Below are 16,409 nucleotides of genomic sequence, written 5' to 3' on the forward strand. Positions count from 1 at the left end.
GTCTTAAGACATGCCGCGTCAGTTCACTCTGTTCACCGGTCAGTGGGCCGACCTCCCGCTCGAAGAGGTCTGCCGTCTGGCTCGTGACTTCGGTTACGACGGTCTTGAACTCGCCTGCTGGGGAGACCACTTCGAGGTCGACAAGGCGCTCGCCGACCCCTCGTATGTGAAGTCCCGGCACCAGCTGCTGGAGAAGTACGGCCTGAAGTGCTGGGCGATCTCCAACCACCTGGTCGGGCAGGCGGTGTGCGATGCCATCATCGACGAACGCCACCAGGCGATCCTGCCGTCCGGGATCTGGGGCGACGGTGATCCCGAAGGGGTACGCCGGCGGGCCGCGGACCGGATGAAGGACACCGCGCGGGCCGCGGCCGCCTTCGGCGTCGACACCGTCATCGGCTTCACCGGCTCCGCGATCTGGCATCTGGTCGCGATGTTCCCGCCCGCACCGGAGGCGATGATCGAGCGCGGCTACGAGGACTTCGCCGCCCGCTGGAACCCGATCCTGGACGTCTTCGACGAGGTGGGTGTGCGGTTCGCGCACGAGGTCCATCCCAGCGAGATCGCCTACGACTACTGGACAACCCAGCGCGCTCTGGAGGCCGTTGACCATCGTCCGGCGTTCGGGCTCAACTTCGACCCCTCGCACTTCGTGTGGCAGGACCTGGACCCGGTCGGCTTCCTGTGGGACTTCCGTGAGCGGATCTACCACGTCGACTGCAAAGAGGCCCGCAAACGCCTGGACGGCCGCAACGGCCGCCTCGGCTCCCACCTGCCCTGGGGCGATCCGCGCCGCGGCTGGGACTTCGTCTCCGCCGGCCACGGGGACGTGCCCTGGGAGGACGTCTTCCGCATGCTGCGCTCCATCGACTGCCAAGGTCCGATCTCGGTCGAGTGGGAGGACGCCGGCATGGACCGGCTCCAGGGCGCACCGGAGGCGTTGAAGAGCCTGAAGCGCTACGACTTCGAGCCGCCGTCAGCCTCCTTCGACGCCGCCTTCGGAGGCGGCGACAACTAGGCGACCACCAGGCGGCAACCAAGGTCCCCGTAGCCGAAGGCGCAAACCCGGCGGAGCGCTGACATACCGTCACAGCGAGCCGCCGGGCCGATCCGCCCTGCCCACTCACGGCTTTGTCCTGGTCCTGGAAGAAGTTCGCCGTTTCGCTGCGCAAGGGGTTCCGGCCAAGGACGAACGGGGCTACGGTCCCTTCGTGCACAGGAACCACACAGTGGCTCGAAACTGACGACGAGTTAGGGCCGTACGCGCACCAATCGTTCGACCGTCCAATCGAGAACGACCCCGCACAGCGCACGACCAAGACCCTGAGGCACCCGCATCTCTCACCGGCGGCCCCTTGTCGCCGCTCGCACGCCGCAGCCGCGCCTTTACCACGGAGCGCCCCTCCGGACCGCGGCCGAAGCCGTCCCCGTGCCGACGGTGGACGGGAGGCCCTCGCGCCCCCGCCGACCGTCCTCCAACCGCATCGGAACATCGACATGGCAGGGAGGCAGCCCGTGACCCACGACGGGAACGCATCGGAGCCCCACACCGTCGGGCGGACCGCACGCACCGGTGTCTGGTTCGTCGGAGCCCGCGGATCGGTCGCGACCACCGCCGTCGCCGGTTGCGCGGCGGTCGCCGCCCGACTGCGGCCGCCGACCGGCATGGTCACCGAGACCGCCCCCTTCGACGGCACGGGCCTGCCGCCCCTCCACTCGCTCGTCTTCGGCGGCCATGACACCGCGCACTCCCCGCTGCCCAAGCGGGCCGAACACCTCACCGACGCGGGTGTCCTGCCGCACGGGCTCGCCTCCGCCGTGCGTTCCGAACTCCAGGCCGCGGACGAGGAGATACGGCTCGGCGGCCCCCTCCCGGGCGACACGCGAGGCGACGAGGAACTCATCGCGGACTTCGCGGCCGACCTCACAACGTTCCGCGTGCGCAACGCACTGGCACGGGTGGTCGTCGTCAACGTCTCCTCCACCGAGCCACTGCCCGCACCCGACGCCGTACGACTGCCCGCGAGCTCCCTCTACGCGGCCGCCGCCGTGCGAGCCGGCTGTCCCTACGTCAACTTCACACCGTCCACCGGGTTGCGCACCCCGGCCCTCACGGAGGCCGCCGCGGCCGCCGCGCTGCCCCACGCGGGCCGTGACGGCAAGACCGGCCAGACCCTGTTGCGCGCCGTGCTCGCCCCGATGTTCGTCCAGCGCGCTCTGGAGGTCCGCGCCTGGTCGGGCACCAACCTGCTGGGCGGTGGTGACGGGGCGGCCCTGGCGGATCCGGGCGCAGCCGCGGCCAAGAACGCCGGCAAGGAGCGCGTCCTGGCCGACACCCTCGGACACACACCGCAGGGCGAGGTCCACATCGACGACGTACCAGTGCTCGGGGACTGGAAGACCGCCTGGGACCACATCGCCTTCGACGGCTTCCTCGGCACCCGCATGATCCTCCAGACCACCTGGCAGGGCTGCGACTCGGCCCTCGCCGCACCGCTCGTCCTGGACCTGGCCCGACTGGTCGCCCGCGCCCACGAGGCGGGCCTGTCCGGCCCGCTCCCCGAGCTGGGCTTCTACTTCAAGGACCCCGACGGGGGCCCGGCGGGTCTGGGGGAGCAGTACACCGCGCTCCTGTCGTTCGCCGACCGCCTTCGGGAGGCGCGCTGATGCCGTCCTCCGTCCCGGCCCCACCCGCAGCGGAACTCCTTGCCCCACCCGCAGCGGCACTTGTGGCCCCACCCGCAGCGGCCCCTGTCCGCGGCTGCCAGGTCCGCCTCCGTACGAGCGTCGACGACCGTCCGCTCGTCCAGTTCTCCACCCCCCGCGCAGTATCCGGCCGTGGAGCGGCCACCGAAGTGAAGTCCCTTCTCCTGCGGCTCTCCGGCCTCGCCGGAGGCGGAAGCCGCAAGGCACCCGCAGCACCGCGACGACGAAAGAGAGAACCACTGTGACCGCGTTCAACGACGAAGCCGTCACCGGCGACGCCCTGCGCCGCACCCTCGGCGTCAGCCGCCGCCGCTTCCTCAGCACCTGCACGGCCGTCACCGGGGCGGCGATCGCGGCCCCGGTCTTCGGCGCCTCGCCCGCCCTGGCGCAGAACGGACCGGAAGCCGCCGGCCACGACCGCGGCCGTTCCGCCCTGGTCCCGCCGCACAAGCGCGGCATCATCCTCTACACCGTCCGGGACGCGATCGGCCGCGACCCGCTCGCCTCCGACCTGCCCTCCGGCTTCCGCGAGGTCTTCAAGCAGCTGTCCCGATTCGGCTACCGCCAGGTGGAGTTCGCCGGCTACGGCCAGCACGCCAACGCCCCCGGTGGCGCCGACCTGGGCACCGTCCAGGGCGCGAAGCTGCTGCGCTCCTGGCTCGACGAGTACGGCCTGCGGGCACAGGGCAGCCACGGCTACATCCCGCCGTCCTGGCCGTTGACGCAGGCCGACAAGGACACCTTCAAGCGCTGGCTGGAGATCTCCAACATCCTCGGCATGGACCACATGGGCACCGGCGCCGACCCCACCAACACCCCCTACCGGGCCGACTGGGACGTCGCCGCGCAGAAGTGGAACACGCTGGGCGCCATCGCCCGCCGCGAGGGCATCAAGCTCTACACCCACAACCACGACGCGGCCTACGACTTCCTGCTCGACGGCGGCCCGCTCGACGCCCAGGGCCGGCCGACCCGCAGCTCCGGCATCCGCAAGCTGGAGTACTTCCTGAAGGTGACCGACCGCAAGAGCGTCTACCTGGAACTGGACGTCTTCTGGGCACACGTGGCCCAGTACAAGTTCCACACCTACACCGCCCACGACGGCTCGCAGCGCGAGCGCGTCTTCGACCCGGCCGCCCTCGTGGAGCGCAACAGCACCCGCTTCCCGCTCTTCCACGCCAAGGACGGCGTCGTCAACACCCAGAGCGGCCTGGGCTACGACATGGTGCCGTTCGGCACCGGCGACATCGACTACCGGCGGTTCTTCACCCGGGTGGGTGACAAGAACCACCGCAACCCGATGGTCGAGCAGGACAACGCGCCCAGCACGACCGTGCCCGGCCAGTCCCTGGACTACGCCCGCATCGGCTACGACAACCTCGCGGCCCTGCGCGCCCGCCACTGACGAAGCCTCACCCGACATCCCAGCAGACGTGCTCCCGTGCGCAACGTACGGAACGCACCTGCCAGTTGACCCGCCTCCACCCCGCACCGGCCGGCGGCCGCGGACCCGCATCGCGGCCGCCGACCAGACCGAAGGAGTTCTGAGTGCGCAACAGACGGATCGTCACCCTCCTGGGGGCAGCCGCCCTGGCCGGAGCCGTCGGGCTCATGCCCGTCTCCCCGGCGCAGGCCGCCAAACCGGACCCCACGCCGCCGAACGCGTCGGACTTCCAGAAAGTCACCCTCAACGACCGCCCGGGCGAGCCCATGGCCCTCGCCGTCCTCCCCGACCGGCGCGTGCTGCACACGGCGCGCACCGGAGAGGTCCGCATCCACGACCCCAAGAGCGGCGTCAACTTCCTCGCCGCCGACCTGAAGAAGAGCCCCGCGGGGCTCTACCAGCACGACGAGGAAGGCGTCCAGGGCATCGCCATCGACCCCGGCTTCGCCAAGAACCACTGGGTCTACCTGTACTACTCGCCCCGCCTCGACACCCCCATGGACGACCCGGCCACCCCCGGCGTCAACGAAGGCGACGCACCGCAGTTCGGTACGGCCGCGGACTTCGCCAAGTACAAGGGCGTCACCCGCCTTTCGCGGTTCAAGCTCGTCGGCAACAAGCTCGACTTCGCCACCGAGCAGAAGGTCATCGACGTACCGGCCGACCGCGGCATCTGCTGCCACGTCGGCGGCAAGATCGACTTCGACGCCAAGGGCACCCTGTTCCTGTCGACCGGCGACGACTCCAACCCGTTCTCCTCCGACGGCTACGCCCCGCTCGACGACCGCGCCGACCGCAACCCGGCCTACGACGCGCGACGCACCGCGGGCAACACCAACGACCTGCGCGGCAAGGTCCTGCGCATCCAGGTCAAGCCGGGCGGCGGCTACGCGATACCCAAGGGCAACCTCTTCGCCCCCGGTACGGCGAAGACCCGCCCCGAGATCTACGCCATGGGCCTGCGTAACCCGTTCCGCTTCGGGGTGGACGACAAGACCGGTGAGGTCTACGTCGGCGACTACTCGCCCGACGCCAACACCGCCAACCCGGGCCGCGGTCCCGCCGGCCACGGACGCTGGATGGTCATCGACCGCCCCGCCAACTACGGCTGGCCGTTCTGCGTGACCCAGAAGATGCCCTACCAGGACTACGACTTCGCCACGCAGACCTCCGCCGGCGCCTTCGACTGCGCCAAGCCGGTCAACGACTCCCGCCACAACACCGGCCGCACCGAGCTGCCCCCGGTCGAGGACGCGGAGATCGTCTACGGCTACGGGGCGTCCGCGGAGTTCCCGGAGCTCGGCACGGGCGGCATCGGCCCCATGGGCGGCCCGGTCTACCAGTACGACCACCACAACAAGGCCCAGAACCGCTGGCCTTCGTACTTCGACGGCAAGCCGCTCTTCTACGAGTGGACCCGCGACCAGATGAAGGCCATCACCCTCGGCAAGAAGAACCAGGTCCTCAAGATCGAGGACGCGATCCCCACGATCAAGACGGACGGCCCGATCGACGCCGAGTTCGGCCCCGACGGCGCGCTGTACGTCCTCGAGTACGGCACCGGGTACTTCGCGGAGCTTCCCGAGGCCCAGCTGTCCCGCATCGACTTCACGCGAGGCAACCGCACCCCGGAGCCCAAGGTCGCCGCGGACGTCGTCAACGGCACCAGCCCGCTCACCGTTCAGTTCTCCAGCGCCGGCACGACCGACGCCGACGGCGACGCCCTGCGCTACGCCTGGGACTTCGACGCCGACGGCACGGTCGACTCCAGGGAGGCGAACCCGAAGCACACCTTCACCCAGAACGCCGTCTACGACGCCACCCTGAAGGTCACCGACAGCACCGGGCGTTCGGCCTCCGCCTCCGTCCCCGTCGTCGTCGGCAACAAGGCACCGGTCGTCTCGCTCACCACCGACCCGGCACCGCACGGCGGCACCCCGTTCCACTGGGGTGACACGGTCACCTGGCAGGTCACCGTCACCGACGACCAGCCGGTGGACTGCGCGAAGGTCAGCGTCTCGTTCATCCTCGGCCACGACTCGCACGGCCACCCGCTGTCGACGAGCAACGGCTGCTCCGGATCGTTCAAGACCTTCGTGGACGGCGGCCACTCCGGCTCCGACAACCTCAAGGCGGTCTTCAACGCCACCTACACCGACACACCCCCGGCCGGCCTGCCGTCCCTCTCGGGCAGCGCGGAGGTCGCCCTGACCCCGGCCGACTGACCGGAAACGACGAGACTGCGACGGGGCGCTCCGTGCGGGGGCGCCCCGTCGCCGTACGCGGACACGCGAGCGAGGCGGGGCTGTCGGCCACACACCCCCGGCCCGGGCGGTGATGGGCCGGCGTCCCGGAGTCGGCGCTGCGCAGGGGGCGTCCTCGTATCACCGACCAGCCGGCACAGGCTTGCCCCCCGCAACCGCCACTTCACCAGGGTTGACGGCCGATACCCGGGCCGTCCTCCCCTAACGCGTGGCCGTCCCGAGCCACGGCCTCAAGCTCTGCTGAGCGGCCCTCAGCACCTCCCTTTGGGACAGTTCGTCGGCGCGCTCGATCACGACGAGGTCCCACTCGTTCCGGGCCATGGCGCCCAGTGTCACCGTGCGCTCGCGCCGCAGGTAGGTCACCGCCGAAGCGAGGTCCGTCACCGGAGGGCTGACCGCGTACGCGGCGAGCTTTCCGACATACCAGTCGAGCCATTGCGCCCCTTCCCTCCTTGCAGCACGGGACAGGGCGGCTTCGGTATTGCCGTCGAGAAAGACCATGACCGGTGAGACCGGGGCGAGCACCTCCGTCAACTCGGTCATGAACGCGCCGATCGTTTCCTCCTCGTGCCCCATGGCCAGCACCGTAGGTAGGTAAGGCACCAGGGCGTCCGCGACCACCACGTCGGCGCCGTCCACCAGCACCGAATCGACGAACTCGGCGGTCGCCGCGATCAGCGTCGCCAGGTCGACCGCGCCGGTCCTCTCGAAAGACTCGGCCACCGCGCTGAACTGCGGCCTGGTCAGGACCTCTTCCTCACGGAAGTGGTCCACGCGCAGCCCGGCATCGGCCAGCCACCGGACCAGACCAGCACACAGGGTCGACTTGCCCACTCCGGGAGAGGCCCCCCACACGCTGATCAGAACCGCCATGGTCGACGAGCCTAGGGCAGCGGCCCTCCGGCCGACCGGCCTGGAGGCGTCGAGAGAAAGCATTCGCTGCCCGCCCCCTGACACTCCTAGCCTGCGTCGGGTGATGACAGCTGATGACGTGTTGTTCGTCCTGGCCCTGCTCCAGCGAGCGGAGGTTGACGTCTGGGTCGGTGGCGGATGGGGGATCGACGCTCTGGTCGGCGAGCAGACCCGAGACCACCGCGACCTGGACCTGATGCACCGGCAGGACCAGGAAGCGGCCGTAGTCGCCGCTCTCTCCACGGCAGGTTTCGCGGAGAGCCTGAACTGGCGGCCCATCCGCTTCGTCGTGAAGTCTGCGGACGGGCGGGAGATCGACCTTCATCCTCTGGTCTTCAGCGCTGACGGATCAGCAGTGCAGGCGTCACCCGACCCGCAACGTCCCTTCGCCTACCCCTCGTCCTGCTTCGTCACGGGCACCATCCAGGGAACACCCGTCCCGTGCTTGTCCGCCGAGCAGCAGGTCTACTTCCATCAGGGGTACGAACCAACGGAACGCGACCGCCAGGACATGGCGCAGCTGCGCCGCGTTTTCGGAATCGCCACGCACTTCTGACCCCGACCCGACAGGACGGCGTCTCCCGGCAGAGAGTGGCGATTCCAGCACTCACGTGCGTCAAAGGGCGGCGGTCGTCGACTCTCCGGAGGCGCTGCCCGCGAGCCACTGGTTCCAGTCCAGGTTGAAGTCGGCGTAGCCGTTGTCGGCAGGGGCCTTGCCGCGCGGTGAACCGGTGATGGTGACGGGGTCGCCCTGCTTGACCTGGCCGTAGAACCACTTGGCGTCCGACAGGGACAGGTGGACGCAGCCGTGCGAGCCGCGGGCGCTGCCGCTTCCCGGGTTCGGGTCGCCGGTCGAGTAGTGGACGTAGGTGCCGGACTGGGTGAGGTGGATGTCCCAGGGGAGTGTGAGGTCGTAGTAGTTGGGGCTGCCCTTGTCGCAGCTGATCCCGACGCTGCACGAGGTCATGTGGACCTTCTCCTGCTTGTCGATGACGGCCATCGTGCCGTCCCACGTCGGGAACTCGGCGCTGCCCGCGTTGATCGACAGGGTGCGCACCAGCGTGCCGTTCCGGGTCACCTTCATGGTGTGGCCGGTCACCGAGACGTCCGCGCGCACGTCGTCACCGATCTTGAAGGTGTGCGTGTAGCTGTGCACGCCGTAGCGTCCGTTGCCGTTGCTGACGCCCGTCATGTCGGCGTCGATCTTCACCGTCGTACCGGAGGGCCAGTACGTCTTCGGGCGCCAGTCGGCGCGCTTGTCGCCCATCCAGTGCCAGGCGCCGGCCACCGGCTGGGATGCACTCACCTTCATGTGCTTCTCGACGGTGGCCCGCGCCTTGGCCGCCACGGGGTTCGTGAAGATCACCGAGATCGGCATGGCCACGCCGACCGTGGTCCCCGTCTGCGGGGTGATCGTCTCCAGCAGCATCGGCGGACCCGCGGGTTTCGTCGGTGACGGCGAGGCGCTCGCACTCGGCTCGGCCGACGCCTTCGCGTCGCCCCCGCCCGCCGTGTCGCTGCCGCCTCCGCCGCAGGCGCTCGCGCCCATCAGCGTCACACCCGTGACGAATGCGATCCATATGCTGGTCTTGCGCCGTCCCACGAACTGCCCCGGTCTGCTCGCTCCTCGGCCCTGACGGGCCCATCTCCCTGTCAGACAGAGAAGACGTAGGTGGCAGTTGCATGCGTCGCGTAAAGCGTGTCCCAAGGTTCGCGCCGCCCTGCGACGAGGACGTTCGGGGAAGGCGTGGACGTCATGCGTACGGGTCGAAGGGGATGTCGCCCGGCTTGGCCTTGTTGAGCGTGTCGTTGAACTTGGAGTCCTGGAGCGGCAGGTTGGCGCTGCCCCAGTCGGAGCCGTTCAGGACGGTGCGCAGGTTGGGGGCGAGGTTGTCCCAGGTGAGCAGGTTCTCCTGGTGCCAGGCGCCGGTGTCGTTCTCCGCCGTCTCGCCCCACTTGGCGAAGCGGAAGGCGTGGGTGCTGGCGCCGTCCTTGTGGTACACGGCCATGACCCGTTGGCCGCTCATCGGAACGTCGGCGATGGGGTGTGTGCTGAAGCCGCCGTGCCGTGAGGCCGACAGGTACGACGGCGTGTCCGCCCCCTGCTGGACCCATACGACCATGCACTCCCAGTCGTGACGGTGGCCGATGCCGGGGGAGGCCTCGTCCTTCTCGAAGTAGCTGGCGTAGATGATCCCGCACCAGCCGTTGTTGCACTTGGCCCGCGAGTAGGTGTTGGCGTGGTCGAGGTGGCCGTCGCGGCACTGGCCGGTGACGGGACCGGTCGGCTTCAGGCCGCCGTTGAGGGTTCCGTTCGCGTCGATGGCGGCGGCCGGGTAGCAGGAGTCCGTGTCGTAGTCGTACACGGGCTCGAAGTACTTCTGGAACGTGGTGGCGTTCTCGGGGAGGTTCTGCAGCACGCCCGCGGAGGCGCTGCCCGTCAGGGTGACGGCGAGAGCGGCGCCGGTCCCCGTGACCGCGGCCGCTCTGGCAATCCGGAAGGTTCTGCTGGTGGTTCGAGGCATGGGGGGTCTCCGTGGCGACATGATGATCGCGGACATGACATCTGGCGTGTGTGCAGACAGAGACTGGCAAGCCGAGAGGGAGATGGAAGGGCTTTCCACCAAACTCGGGGAGGTTTTTTGCTGAAGTGGAATCGGTGCACGTGGGCTGATCAGCCGGCCCCGGAACGAGGACTGCTCCCCGTTCCGGGGCCCCCTTGTGTCGCCGCGCAGCGGCTCAGGACTGCGCGGCGAGCTGGAAGGACTGCGCGGCCGAGCCGTCGCAGGTCCGCTGGGTGAGCTGGACGCTGTTAGTCGCCGCCGCGGCAGCCGTCAGGCACTTGCCGCTGTGCCGGACGACGAAGTGATAGCGCCCGCTGGTCTCGCGCACCGGCTGCCATTGTTGATTCGTGCCGCCGGAGTAGGCCCACAGCTGCAACGGCGCGTTGTCGGCCGTCGAGCGGTCGGTCACGTCGATCACCTGCGCGGAGTCGCCGCGGGCGGTGATCCGGAGGTACCCGCTGTCGGTGCCGCGGAACTGGTACTGCTGCGCGAGCGTGCCGTTGCAGGCGTACTGCTGGATCGCCGTCCCGTTCGCGGTCGCTGCCGAACGGGCGTCCACGCACGTGCCGTTGCCGCCGTTCCGCACGCTGTACCAGGCGGTCTCGGAGATCTCGTCGCCGGTCGGCGGCGTCGTGGAGCCGCTCCCGCCCAGCCACTTGAGCCCGTCCAGCAGGAACCGGTTCTGTGTCGCGCTTGCGAACGTCGACGACAGCCGCGTGTTGGTCGTGTAGTTCATCGCGTTGTGGCCGAAGTTGGCGTACAGCATCCTGTACTTCGTGTTGGTCCACAGGATCGGGTAATAACCGCTGTACCAGGACTGGTTGGGGTCCGTGCCGACCGGAAAACTGCTCGGGTCGATCGATGCCAGGACCTTGATGTCCGGGTTCTGGCGCAGATCCCTGGACCAGCTGTACCACTCGCTGACCGACGACGTGAACGTGGCCGGCAGGTTCACGGTCGCGGGGCTCGTGCGGTCCTCCACCTTCAGGGTCACCGCGGTCGGCCCCCACGTGTTGGACGCGAAGTTGCCCGAGCCGAGGAACGTGTTGTGGTACCAGGACCAGCTCGCCGCGTCGGTCGTGAACGCCGAGACATGGAAGCCCAGGAAGCCGCCGCCGCCCCTCATGTACGCCTCGAAACCGGAGCGTTGGGCGGACGTCTGCGGAAGATCGTCCAGGAACAGGACGACCTGGTAGGCGTTGACCCCACCGTTGGCGAGCAGGTCCCAGTTGGTGCTGGCCGTGTAGGTGAAGCCGTTGTCCGCCGCCTGCTGCGGGAACCAGGCGTTCGCCTCCTTGTCGAAGTCGATGTGCGCCGCGTCGTAGGTGCCGCTGTACAGGGCGAGGACCTTGAACGGGGTCGCGGCGGTGCCGGCCTGCGCGACGGGCGGTACGGCCGCGAGGCCCAGCAGCGTGGCCAACAGGAGCAGGACGCGCAGCAGCGCGCGCATGGAGCCGCCGGATCTAACGGTGTTCATCTTGTGGCCGATCCCTTCCTCGTGGTCGCCTCGCGTGCCGTTCACCCGGTGTACCGGGCGAAGATGCTGGTGAACTGCCAGTTGCTCTGACTCACGCCCGAGCAGGTGTCGTCGTTCGGGTGGGCACCGGGGCAGGGCCGGTCGCGGTTCGCGGACCAGAACGTGAGCCGTGCCAGGTGGTGGGCCTGGGCGTACCCGAGGATGGTCCGGAAGTCTGCGGTGGTGACGGTCTCGTGGTCGTCGCCGTAGCCGTACACGTTCTTCAGCGCCGTCTTCAGCCCCTGGGCCGCACGCTGGGTGAGGGTGCCGATGTTCAGGCCCGCACCGCCGAAGTCGAACGGCATGATTGCCCAGGCGTCCGCGGTCCGTTGCTGCACCGTGCCGTTGCTGTAGGCGTCGGCCTCGAGGTCGATGTCTATCGCCTTCAGCGAGCAGGCATTGATGACCTTCTGGTACGCCGTCGCCAGTCCGCCGGCGCTGGAGCAGAAACTCTCGAGCTTGTTGCCGCTGTCGCCGCCGTTGGCGCGCACGGTGGTGATGGTCTGCTGATCGACTCCGCCGGTCCGTGCACGGCCGCCGTCCCACTGAGGATTGCAGTGGCCGTGGCTCAGGACGAACGCCTGCGCGAGCCACCGCAAGCCTGTCGCGTTCATGACAGTAGTGGTAGGCGTGTCGGCCACGTCGCAGCGAAGGGCCAGTCGTTGCATGACGGGGCCTTTCGTTGAGGGGTGGGGGGTGGATGCCGCCCGTGTGCGGGCGGTGAGAGGTGAGCCAGCGGGTTCACATATGTGTGGTGGGGATGCATGCCTGAAGGAGCTGCTGGCTGGTGAACCTAAAGGTCTACACCAAGGCCGTCAAGAGGTGCGGCCGGGCAAGTCCGCCAGGGCTGTGCTGAGTTGAGAAGTTGTAGGCGGAGCAGAGCAAGCCGCGAAGGAGTGAGGGCGTTCCTTCGAGGAGTCACCTGAGGTGGTGCGGCTGTACGGGCAGCGAGCGATAGCCGTACAGGATGACCAGGCCCCGTCGACTCTCGTCGGCGACCGCCACCAGCCCGGTGCCGAAGCCGTCTTCCCGGTGCGAAGCCGGTAGCCGGAAACGCGCCCCGCCGAGCTTCGGCTCATCAGGACGCGGGTGCGGGTTCGACGCCCGGTGGGAGACCGTAGATCCCGGGCGCGGTGACGGAGCCGTCCTCGATCAAGGGCGGGCAGACGCTCCAGTCGGCGGCGATGCGCATCACCTCATGCTCTGTGGGCATGGCGGCGTGCCAAGCGTCCCATTCTGCGTCTCCCCACTTCTTCCGGACCTCTTCCCGTCCGACCAGTCCGACGCCGAGCTCCTTCTCGATGGCGGTGGGTTCTCCCAGGCGCAGGGGAACCTCACCGGTCATGCCGATGTAGCAGTAGGCGCGGGTCACTTCACCGGATTCGACCTTGACCCATGTGTGGTAGTCGCTGACACGTTCGGTGCGGAAGTACTGGAAGTCCCCGATGAGCGCGGCCAGCGCCCGCAGCCGGTCGGGAAAGTCCGGGTACGTGGGGTCGGTGTCGTGCAGCAGGTGCATCCGGCCATGGGCGAGCGTCCACTCCGGGACGGGCCGGGCGACGAAGACCCCGTGGTCGTAGGCGAGTTCGGTGCCGGTCTCCCAGTCGAGGCGCTGCCGGTACCGCAGCTCGAGGGCATCGGCCACTTCCTCCGGCGAGACGTCGCGCACCGCCAGCCATGTCGTCTTGAAGCCGAAAGACATGAACCCTCCCACCGTGGTGTCCCTGAACCATGGGGGATCATCGCAGACGGCACCGACAACGCCCTGAGCGGTGGAGACTCGGGCGGGCCCGGCTCTTCGCCGGGCCCGCCCAGGTCGGCCTTGTACGGGGGCTGCGTCCGGTCAGCGCTGGAGGGTCAGCAGGCCCGGGCGGTAGGGCAGGAGGCCGTAGTCGCCGCCGGAGCTGGGGCTGCGACCCTGGTAGAGCAACTGCAGATTGCAGGGGTCGACCGTCATGGTCTGGTCAGGGCTGGTGCGGATCAGTTCGCCGTGGCTGATGTCGTTGGTCCAGGTGGCGCCACTGTTGGCCTTGCCGGCGAAGGGATTGCTCTCCGTCGCGGCCTGCGGCGTCCACGAGCCGTTGAGGCTGGTGGCTGTGAACGAGCGGAAGTAGCGGCCCTGCGAGCCGATCGCCTCGACGATCATGAGGTAGCGGTTCTGGCCCTGCAGCTTGTAGACCTGCGGGGCTTCGAACAGGTTGTTCGTCGTGTCGCTCATGACCACCGTGGAGGTCGCGCCGAAGCTGCCCGGGAAGCTCCCGATCGGCATGCTGGCCCGGTAGATCTTGCCGTTGTCACCGGCGAAGAACAGGTACATGTTCGTCCCGTCACCGATGAGTGTCTGGTCGATGGGGCCCGTCCCGGAGCCGGAGATGCTCCCGGAGAACAGCACCTGCGGCGCCGACCAGCCGTTGGGGTTCGTGGGGTCGCTCGACGTCCGGTAGGAGAACGCGGTCCCGCCCCACTGGTAGGCGAGCACCCAGATGTTCTTCGGCGCGAAGTAGAAGAGAGTCGGCGCGACGGTGGCCGAGGACATCGTGTTCTGACTGGCCGAAGCCATCTCCGACCAGTTGGTGAACAGGCCGAAATTCATCGACCCCCACTTCGTCCCCGTGTCGTGCGTCGTCGCGTAGACGAGCTGCTTGCCGTTGTACGGGACGACCGTGAAGTCCTTGAGCGAGACCCACCCCGACTTGGGCTGGGCCAGCGCGCCCGTGGACGTCCAGCGGTAGGCCGACGGAAGGTCGCACGCGCCGGGGGAGTCGCCGCCGACCTTGACGAGCTGCCACTGCTGGTTGGTGCCGCCCCAGTCGTCGTACTGGACCACGTTCGCGTTGTCGGCGGTGGAGGCGCCCTGTACCTCGAGGGCCTTGTTGCTGTGGCGCGAGATCAACCGCACGTAGCCGTCCGGGCTGTCGGCCAGGCGCCACTGCTGGTTGGTGGCGTTCAGGTCGGCCCACTGGACGATGGAACCGCCGTTCGCGGTGGACCAGTTGTACAGGTCGAGCACCTTGCCCGAGAGGCGGGACTTGATGCGGTAGTAGCCGCCCCCGGAGTCGACGAACTGCCACTGCTGCTGGCTCTGGTCGTTCCGGGCCCACTGGGTGATGCGGGCGCCGTCGCCGGTGGCCATGTTGTAGACGTCCAGGGCCTTGCCGCTGTTGCGGTTGACCAGCACGTACGAGGCGTTGGGGTCCACGGTCGCCGCGCTGGCGGGCTGTGCGCCGAGGCCGAGGAAGGTCACCACGAGCAGCAGTGGGGAGAGGGCGACGAGCAGGCGTCTGAGCGGGACCGTGGAAGGGCGGCGTAACCGCATCTGGGGCCTCCTTGGGGCCGGGCGGGGGAGAGGCGAGGTTCTCGAAACATTCGATCCGCTCGCAGAACCTTCGACGGCACAAGCTAGAAATGCGGGGTCCCGAGGTCAAGGCTTGGCGCTGTTCTGTCTGCAAACAGTCGCTCGCTTCTGAGAAGCTGTTGTCTTTCCGGACGTGATCGATGCGTTTCCGCTGGTCGGGGATAGGAGTGGTGGTTCCGTGGGAGTGGTGGCCTGTCAGGTCGTCGTTCCCCGGGAGGTTGCGAATGCCGTCGGTTGTCGGACTGCTGGAACAGCACGAGCTCGCCGCTCGGCGTCGAGTTGACGGGCTGCGGGAGGAGGCCGACCGCATCCAGGCCGAGCTGGCTGCGGCCGAGCTGGAATGCCAGGAGTGGGCGATCGCCCGCAGGCGGGTCGACACGGTGCTGGCTCCGGACGACGGCGCCACCGTCGAGGCGGAGGTTGTCCCGGATCCGCGGGATGGGGAGGGGCAGTCGGCGCTCCGGGACGCGGCGAAGCCGAAGTCGCAGGTGCCGGTGTGGCGACAAGGGCTGGCCTGGTCGGCGCTGTCGGTCGACTACCAGCGCATCCTCAAGACACTCGCGGACCGGGCCCGGCTTCATCAAGGGCCGCTGACCTGCCAGGAGATGGCCGCCATGTTCGGCATGGACGTGGTGCCGGCGCGGGTGGAGGCACTGCGGTCGAAAGCGAAACGCCTGGTCGCGCGCGGCTGGCTGGCCGAGCAGCAGCCGGGTCGGTTCACCCTCGCTGCGGGTGTGACCGGGCCAGGCGACGGGTCATGAGCCCGGTCATCGACCAGTAGACCATCGCCTCCGCGCTGGTGGTGCGCCGCTCGAAGTCGCGCACCAGGCGGCGACTTCGCATCAGGTGGGCGAAGAGGCGCTCGACGATCCACCGCTTGGGCAGGACCACGAACCCCTTCTGGTCGTCGCTGCGTTTGACGATCGTCAGGACCAGGGCGAACGTGGCCAGGCAGTACTCGACGAGGCTGCCGGTGTAGCCGCCGTCGGCCCAGACGAGGGCCAGGCGATGGTGTGCCTCGGCCACCTGCTCAAGCAGGACCTTCGCGGCGGTGCGGTCGCCGACATCCGCGGCGGTGACCATCACGCCCAGCAGCAGGCCGAGGGTGTCGACCACGACGTGCCGCTTGCGGCCGTTGACGAGCTTGCCGCCGTCGAAGCCGCGGCTGTCCGTGCCGACGACGGCGTCCGCCTTGACGGACTGCGAGTCGATCACTCCGGCTGTCGGCTGCGTGTCCCGTCCCAGCTCCTCGCGGACCCTCGCGCGCAACCGGTCGTGGAACTCCTTGACCAGGGCGTTGTCGCGCCAGCGGCGGAAGAATGCGTAGATGCGGTCCCACGGTGGGAAGTCGGCGGGCATCGCACGCCATTTGATCCCGTTGTCCACGAGATACCGGATCGCATCGAGCATGGTGCGGTGACAGTACGCCTCCGGCCGGCCGCCCCGGCCACGCATCCAGCCCGGCACCGGCAGCAGCGGCAGGACCCGGGCCCACTCCGCGTCCGTCATGTCCGTCGGGTAGCGCGGCTGCCGCGTCCCGTTGTCGGCGGCGTTTCCGAACCGGTGAGCCAGACAGTCACACTCCCAGGTGACCGCGCTGGACTGCCCGGCCATCGGCACGCAAGACTGCTGCACCAGGGCCTCCTGC

Annotated in this window: 13 protein-coding genes and 1 pseudogene; 6 read left to right on the top strand and 8 right to left on the bottom strand. The window is 68.9% G+C overall.

Annotated elements, in window-relative coordinates:
- The first annotated feature begins 10 nt into the window (after positions 1–10).
- The 4 genes from OHN19_RS42995 (at position 11) to OHN19_RS43015 (ending at position 6,375) form a co-directional block, all read left to right on the top strand.
- Positions 11–1,018, top strand: a complete 1,008-nt coding sequence (locus OHN19_RS42995; RefSeq protein ID WP_330269449.1) for a sugar phosphate isomerase/epimerase family protein — start codon at positions 11–13, stop codon at positions 1,016–1,018.
- 497 nt (positions 1,019–1,515) lie between these two features.
- On the top strand, positions 1,516–2,667 hold the full coding sequence (locus tag OHN19_RS43000; protein ID WP_330269450.1) for an inositol-3-phosphate synthase: 1,152 nt from the start codon (positions 1,516–1,518) through the stop codon (positions 2,665–2,667).
- Between the two features lie 280 nt (positions 2,668–2,947).
- Positions 2,948–4,111, top strand: a complete 1,164-nt coding sequence (locus OHN19_RS43010) for a sugar phosphate isomerase/epimerase family protein (RefSeq protein ID WP_330269451.1) — start codon at positions 2,948–2,950, stop codon at positions 4,109–4,111.
- 143 nt (positions 4,112–4,254) lie between these two features.
- The gene (locus OHN19_RS43015) at positions 4,255–6,375 is read left to right on the top strand and encodes a PQQ-dependent sugar dehydrogenase (protein WP_330269452.1); all 2,121 of its coding nucleotides are present in this window, start codon (positions 4,255–4,257) and stop codon (positions 6,373–6,375) included.
- A gap of 240 nt (positions 6,376–6,615) precedes the next feature.
- On the opposite strand, the gene OHN19_RS43020 is transcribed toward OHN19_RS43015, so the two are convergent.
- Entirely contained in the window at positions 6,616–7,287 is a 672-nt protein-coding gene (locus tag OHN19_RS43020; protein ID WP_330269453.1) for a hypothetical protein, read from the bottom strand.
- A 103-nt stretch (positions 7,288–7,390) separates the two neighbouring features.
- Here OHN19_RS43020 and OHN19_RS43025 point away from each other — a divergent pair, with 103 nt between their 5' ends.
- Complete coding sequence (locus tag OHN19_RS43025) at positions 7,391–7,882, top strand: nucleotidyltransferase domain-containing protein (protein WP_330269454.1); 492 nt, start codon at positions 7,391–7,393, stop codon at positions 7,880–7,882.
- Positions 7,883–7,942: 60 nt separating this feature from the next.
- On the opposite strand, the gene OHN19_RS43030 is transcribed toward OHN19_RS43025, so the two are convergent.
- The 6 genes and pseudogenes from OHN19_RS43030 to OHN19_RS43055 form a co-directional block, all read right to left on the bottom strand.
- Positions 7,943–8,875 (bottom strand): L,D-transpeptidase, encoded by a 933-nt coding sequence (locus tag OHN19_RS43030; RefSeq protein ID WP_330269455.1) that lies wholly within the window; start codon positions 8,873–8,875, stop codon positions 7,943–7,945.
- A 205-nt stretch (positions 8,876–9,080) separates the two neighbouring features.
- Positions 9,081–9,851 (bottom strand): NPP1 family protein, encoded by a 771-nt coding sequence (locus tag OHN19_RS43035; RefSeq protein ID WP_330269456.1) that lies wholly within the window; start codon positions 9,849–9,851, stop codon positions 9,081–9,083.
- Positions 9,852–10,065: 214 nt separating this feature from the next.
- Positions 10,066–11,367: a ThuA domain-containing protein gene (locus OHN19_RS43040; protein ID WP_330269851.1), complete on the bottom strand. Its 1,302-nt coding sequence runs from the start codon at positions 11,365–11,367 to the stop codon at positions 10,066–10,068.
- Positions 11,368–11,408: 41 nt separating this feature from the next.
- Positions 11,409–12,029 (bottom strand): annotated as a pseudogene (locus OHN19_RS43045) (chitinase); the annotation flags it as partial.
- Positions 12,030–12,484: 455 nt separating this feature from the next.
- Entirely contained in the window at positions 12,485–13,108 is a 624-nt protein-coding gene (locus OHN19_RS43050) for a hypothetical protein (protein ID WP_330269457.1), read from the bottom strand.
- Positions 13,109–13,249: 141 nt separating this feature from the next.
- Positions 13,250–14,722: a non-reducing end alpha-L-arabinofuranosidase family hydrolase gene (locus OHN19_RS43055; protein WP_330269458.1), complete on the bottom strand. Its 1,473-nt coding sequence runs from the start codon at positions 14,720–14,722 to the stop codon at positions 13,250–13,252.
- Between the two features lie 263 nt (positions 14,723–14,985).
- Here OHN19_RS43055 and OHN19_RS43060 point away from each other — a divergent pair, with 263 nt between their 5' ends.
- Positions 14,986–15,522, top strand: coding sequence for a hypothetical protein (locus OHN19_RS43060; RefSeq protein ID WP_330265380.1), 537 nt, complete (start codon positions 14,986–14,988; stop codon positions 15,520–15,522).
- On the opposite strand, the gene OHN19_RS43065 is transcribed toward OHN19_RS43060, so the two are convergent.
- Positions 15,479–16,396: an IS5 family transposase gene (locus OHN19_RS43065; RefSeq protein ID WP_330265381.1), complete on the bottom strand. Its 918-nt coding sequence runs from the start codon at positions 16,394–16,396 to the stop codon at positions 15,479–15,481. The two genes, OHN19_RS43060 and OHN19_RS43065, sit on opposite strands and share 44 nt — an antisense overlap.
- Positions 16,397–16,409: the final 13 nt, after the last annotated feature.

Origin of the sequence: Streptomyces griseorubiginosus (assembly GCF_036345115.1) — a bacterium.
Lineage (GTDB): Bacteria > Actinomycetota > Actinomycetes > Streptomycetales > Streptomycetaceae > Streptomyces > Streptomyces griseorubiginosus_C.